Below are 4,358 nucleotides of genomic sequence, written 5' to 3' on the forward strand. Positions count from 1 at the left end.
ACGCCCTCCCGGTCGGTGGTGGCATCGTCCGCGAAGCGACGGTCACCGGTCGCGTCGGGCACGTACTTCACACAGACAACGATCCTCAAGCTCACGGCCACCTTGTCCTTTCACGCGGGAGGGAACTGAGTTCCCTCACTAGACCACACTCTGTGCCACAGATCCACTCCTGTGGGGGTGTGAGAGGGGACTCAGTTCCCATCCCGCCGGGGCGGCGCCGTCAGGCCGTGCGGCGCAGGCGCAGGGTGGAGTCGCGGTGCGGGCGGGCGTCCGGGTCGGTGACGGGGTGCTCGGGGTGGTCGTGCCGGGCGTGCTCCTCGGCGAGCTCGACGGTCCACTGCGCCGGGTCCAGCCGCAGCGAGGCGAGCATCTCCCCGGGGGTGGGGAGGTGCATGTCGGGGTGCGGGTGGTCGTGCTTGACGGGGAACGCGGCGTGGCTGGTGACCAGCAGGGTGCCGCCGGGGGCGACGGCCGCGGCGGCACGGCGCAGCACCCGCTCGCGCGGGAACTCGGCGGGCGAGTGGAGGAACTGCGCCGAGACCAGGTCGTACGCGCCGGACGGGAAGGCGTGCGCCAGGTCGACGCGCTGCCAGTCGATCCGGTCGGCGAGGCCCGCGACGGCGGCCCGGGCGGCGGCCCGCTCCAGCGCGACCCGGGAGATGTCGACGGCGGTGACCCGCCAGCCCCGCTCGGCCAGCCAGAGCGCGTCCCCGCCCTCGCCGCAGCCCAGGTCGAGGGCCCGGCCGGGCTTCAGGTCGGCGGCCTGCACGGTCAGCGAGGCGTTGGGGCGGCCGCTCCAGATCTGCCCGCTCTCGCCGTAGCGCTTCTCCCAGAACTCGACCGCGTCGACGGCGAGGCGGGTCTCCTCGGCGACCAGGTCGGCGTTGATCGCGGCGGCGGCGCGCAGCCCGTCCGCGGCGGCGACCGCGACCTGCGCGGCCGGGTCGGTCAGGTTGCCCGCCGCCCACACGCCGGGGGCGTCGGTGGCGCCCGTCGGGTCGGTGGTGGCCAGCCGGGTGGCGAACCGGACGCCCTCGCGGACCAGGTCGGTGGCCGCCAGGCCCAGGTCGGCCAGGAACGGCGCGGTCACGGTCAGCTCGGTGCCGACGGCCAGCACCTCGCACGCCACCTCGGTGCCGTCGGCCAGCCGCACGCCGGTCAGTTCGGCGCTCCCGTCCTCCGGGAGCAGCGCGGCCACCTCGCCGGGCACCACGTCCACTCCGCGGGCGGCCAGCTCGCGCCGCTGCTGCTCGTCGAACGGCCCGCCGGTGTGCGCGAGCAGCGTGACGTCCCCGCTCCACTGCCGCCACAGCAGCGCCTGGTGGACGGCGACCACCGGGTTGGTGGCCAGCACGGCGATCTTCCGGTCGCGGACCTCCCAGCCGTGGCAGTACGGGCAGTGCACCACCTGGTGCCCCCAGCGCGCGGCCAGGCCGGGCACCTCGGGCAGCAGGTCGGCGGTGCCGGTGGTCAGCAGCAGGCGGCGGGCGTGCACGGCGCTGCCGTCGGACAGCTCGGCGCGGAAGCCGCCGTCCGCCTCGCGGCTGACGGACCGCACCTCCGCGTCGTGGAACTCGCCGCCGTACGAGGCGACTTCGGCCCGGCCGAGGGCGACCAGTTCGGCGGGCGGCAGGCCCTCGCGGCCGAGCAGGCCGTGGATGCCCTCGGCGGGCGCGTTGCGCGGCCGCCCGGAGTCGACCACCAGCACGGAGCGGCGGGCCCGGGCCAGGGTCAGGGCGCCGCTGAGCCCGGCGGCACCGCCGCCGACGATCAGGACGTCGTGGTGGCGGACCGGGTGCGGGTGCTGGTCGGGGTGCGGGTGCTGGTGCGTCGTGGTCATGCTCCGATGGTGCGCCGGGTTCGCCGTATTGACAAACAATGTTGCTGAGGCGGCAAATGGAGGGGTGGAGAGGAGCAGGGCGATGGGCGAGGACTTCGAAGCGGTGCTGACGGGCGTCGGCCCCCGGCTGCGGGCGATCCGCCAGCAGCACGGCACCACGCTGGCGCAGCTGAGCGAGCAGACCGGCATCTCGGTCAGCACGCTCTCCCGGCTGGAGTCCGGCGGGCGGCGGCCGACCCTGGAACTGCTGCTGCCGCTGGCCCGCGCGCACGGCGTGGCCCTGGACGAGCTCGTCGACGCCCCGCCGACCGGCGACCCCCGGGTGCGGCTGCGCCCGTTCGTCCGGCACGGCTGGACGTACCTGCCGCTGGCCCGCAACCTCGGCGGCATGCAGGCGTACAAGATGGTCGTCCCGGCGGGCAGCAGCCGGGAGAACTGCGAGCAGCGCACGCACGAGGGCCACGAGTGGCTGTACGTGCTCTCCGGGGAGCTGCTGCTGAAGCTGGGCGAGCACGAGGTGGTGCTGAAGGCGGGCGAGGCCGCGGAGTTCGACACCCGGACGCCGCACCTGTTCACCAACGCCGGACGGACGCCGGTGGAGTTCCTCAGCCTGTTCGGGCCGCAGGGGGAGCGGGTGCACGTCCGGGCCCGCACCGCCAACAAGGCGGAGAAGGACGGGGATTGACGCCCGGACGGGAGGAAGCCGCGTCCGTGGGGGTGGGACGCCGCGCCCGTGGGGGTGGGCGCGGCGTCCGAACGGGCTTCAGCGGAAGGTCAGTTGACGAAGACCGTGCCGCCGAGGGTGGTGTCGGTGACCGGGCCGTAGGCCGCCGAGAAGCTGATGCCGGCGAAGCAGATGCTCGGGCCGGTCAGCTTGGTGAAGGCCTGGTTGGCCATGGTGATCTGCGCCGGGCTGTTGGTGGCGTTGCCGTTGAGGGCGCCGCCGGTGGAGGAGTAGGTGCACAGGGCGTTCCCGGCCAGGGTCTTGAGGTTGACGACCGCCTGGATGGAGCCGCTGAGGGTGACCGGGAACCCGGCGGAGTCGGAGATGCTCAGGGTGTAGGGCAGGTTGCTCATGGTCAGGCTGTTCACGCCGGTGACGCCGACCACGTTGGAGGTGCAGCCGGAGAAGGTCAGGGTGCCGACCGGGCCGGACGCGGTGGCGGAGCCGGTGGCGAGCGGGTTGCTGCTCACGCTGCCGCCGATGGTGGAGGTGGTGCACTTGACGCCGGTGGTGGTGCCCGGGTTGTACATGGTGGCCAGGGTGCCGCTCACCAGGCCCGCGGACAGGCTGTCACCGACCCCGACGGGGGTGGAGGTGCCGGCGATGGTCAGCACCGGGGTGGTCCCGGCCGCGGCGGCCGGGACGGCGGGCAGGGCGAGCAGGGCCCCGGCGGTGGCGAGGGCGGCGACGCCCGCGAAGGTGCGGTTGCGCATGAGGGTTCGTTCCTTCCGGTGGGTGGGGCGGATCGGATCGGACGGGGCTGCTCCGGCGCGCTCGCCGGAGCGCGTGCCGACGCCGTGTCGGGCACGGGTCGGCACGGGCAGGTGGGGGAGCCTGGCCGCGGTCAGTGGGCGGAACTGTCGCTCAACGCGGCGGTGAGGTCGGCGATGTCGGTGTCCAGCACGAAGGTCGCGTCGGTCTGCTGGAAGCTGACCGAGTCCTTGCCCGCGGCGGCGGGCAGGCCCATGGTCCAGTTGATGATCTGGTTCAGCGAGCCGAGCACGCCGCACCCGCTGGCGCCGGGTACCGGGAAGGTGTTGTCGACCAGGGACGCGCCGGTCTCCGAAATGGCCAGCGCGTTGTGCCCGTTGGGGTCCGGGGCGTAGTCCAGGGTGCCCGGGTCGCCGGTCATCGGCGGGGTGGAGGCGGTGGCTCCCGTGGTGGGTTTCAGCAGCAGCGGCGCCGAGTCCGAGCCGACGTAGCAGTGCAGGCCGAACAGCGCGTTGTACAGGTGCAGTTTGATCGGCAGCTGGAACACCGGGTACGGCTCGCCGGTTGCCAGCGGCGTGAACTTGGTGACCGGGCCCGCGAGTTCGACCTGCGCGAAGACGCTGGTGATGCCGGGCAGGTAGTTCTGGATGCCCGGGATGTTGATCTGCACCATCGGCGCGCTGAGCAGCGGGGCACCGGTCGGCGGCACCACGGTGTACTGGTTGGCGCTGCTGCCGTCCGGGAACGACACCGCGGGCGCGGACTTGTCCCAGTAGAAGCCGAACTGCAGCGTGATCGGCGAGTTGAACGGCACCACGGTGCTGCCGAGGGTGAACTTCCCGGCCTTGGTCACCGACACCAGGCAGCCCACCTGGAGGTTCTCCGGGTTCTGCATGGCGGGCGAGGCGAGCGGACAGTTGCCCATGCCGGTGTACGGCGCGCCGGGTGCCGCGGTGGCGGCGCCGGTGGTGGCGGAGGCCGGGGTGACGCCGGACAGCAGCGCGGCGCAGGCGAGGACGGCGGCAGTCGGCAGCAGGCGGCGGAGCCGGCGCCGGGGGGCGGGTGCGGGGGCGGTTGCGGGGG

General features: G+C 73.9%; 4 protein-coding genes and 1 pseudogene. 1 reads left to right on the forward strand and 4 read right to left on the reverse strand.

All coding sequences use genetic code 11. The features are described 5' to 3' along the window. Window positions 1-95 (reverse strand): annotated as a pseudogene (locus tag OO57_RS43310) (electron transfer flavoprotein subunit beta); the annotation flags it as partial. 125 nt (window positions 96-220) lie between these two features. Then, window positions 221-1,840, reverse strand: coding sequence for an FAD-dependent oxidoreductase (locus OO57_RS37240; protein ID WP_051778749.1), 1,620 nt, complete (start codon window positions 1,838-1,840; stop codon window positions 221-223). Window positions 1,841-1,922: 82 nt separating this feature from the next. Here OO57_RS37240 and OO57_RS37245 point away from each other — a divergent pair, with 82 nt between their 5' ends. Continuing rightward, window positions 1,923-2,525 carry a helix-turn-helix domain-containing protein gene (locus tag OO57_RS37245; protein WP_033257303.1) on the forward strand — a complete coding sequence of 201 codons (603 nt, stop codon included), beginning with the start codon at window positions 1,923-1,925 and terminating at the stop codon, window positions 2,523-2,525. Between the two features lie 89 nt (window positions 2,526-2,614). On the opposite strand, the gene OO57_RS37250 is transcribed toward OO57_RS37245, so the two are convergent. Together OO57_RS37250 and OO57_RS37255 are read right to left on the reverse strand one after the other, a co-directional pair. After that, on the reverse strand, window positions 2,615-3,277 hold the full coding sequence (locus tag OO57_RS37250; protein ID WP_033257304.1) for a hypothetical protein: 663 nt from the start codon (window positions 3,275-3,277) through the stop codon (window positions 2,615-2,617). Between the two features lie 131 nt (window positions 3,278-3,408). Then, on the reverse strand, window positions 3,409-4,358 hold a 950-nt coding region (locus OO57_RS37255), incomplete at its 5' end, for a hypothetical protein (protein ID WP_051778750.1).

The sequence above is a fragment of the Kitasatospora phosalacinea genome (assembly GCF_000717185.1).
In the GTDB taxonomy this organism is placed as follows: domain Bacteria; phylum Actinomycetota; class Actinomycetes; order Streptomycetales; family Streptomycetaceae; genus Kitasatospora; species Kitasatospora phosalacinea_A.

Bases quoted from the DNA above. Each gene is read 5' to 3' on its own strand.
- OO57_RS37240 (WP_051778749.1), bottom strand. From the start codon at position 1,840: ATGACCACGACGCACCAGCACCCGCACCCCGACCAGCACCCGCACCCG.
- OO57_RS37245 (WP_033257303.1), top strand. From the start codon at position 1,923: ATGGGCGAGGACTTCGAAGCGGTGCTGACGGGCGTCGGCCCCCGGCTG.
- OO57_RS37250 (WP_033257304.1), bottom strand. From the start codon at position 3,277: ATGCGCAACCGCACCTTCGCGGGCGTCGCCGCCCTCGCCACCGCCGGG.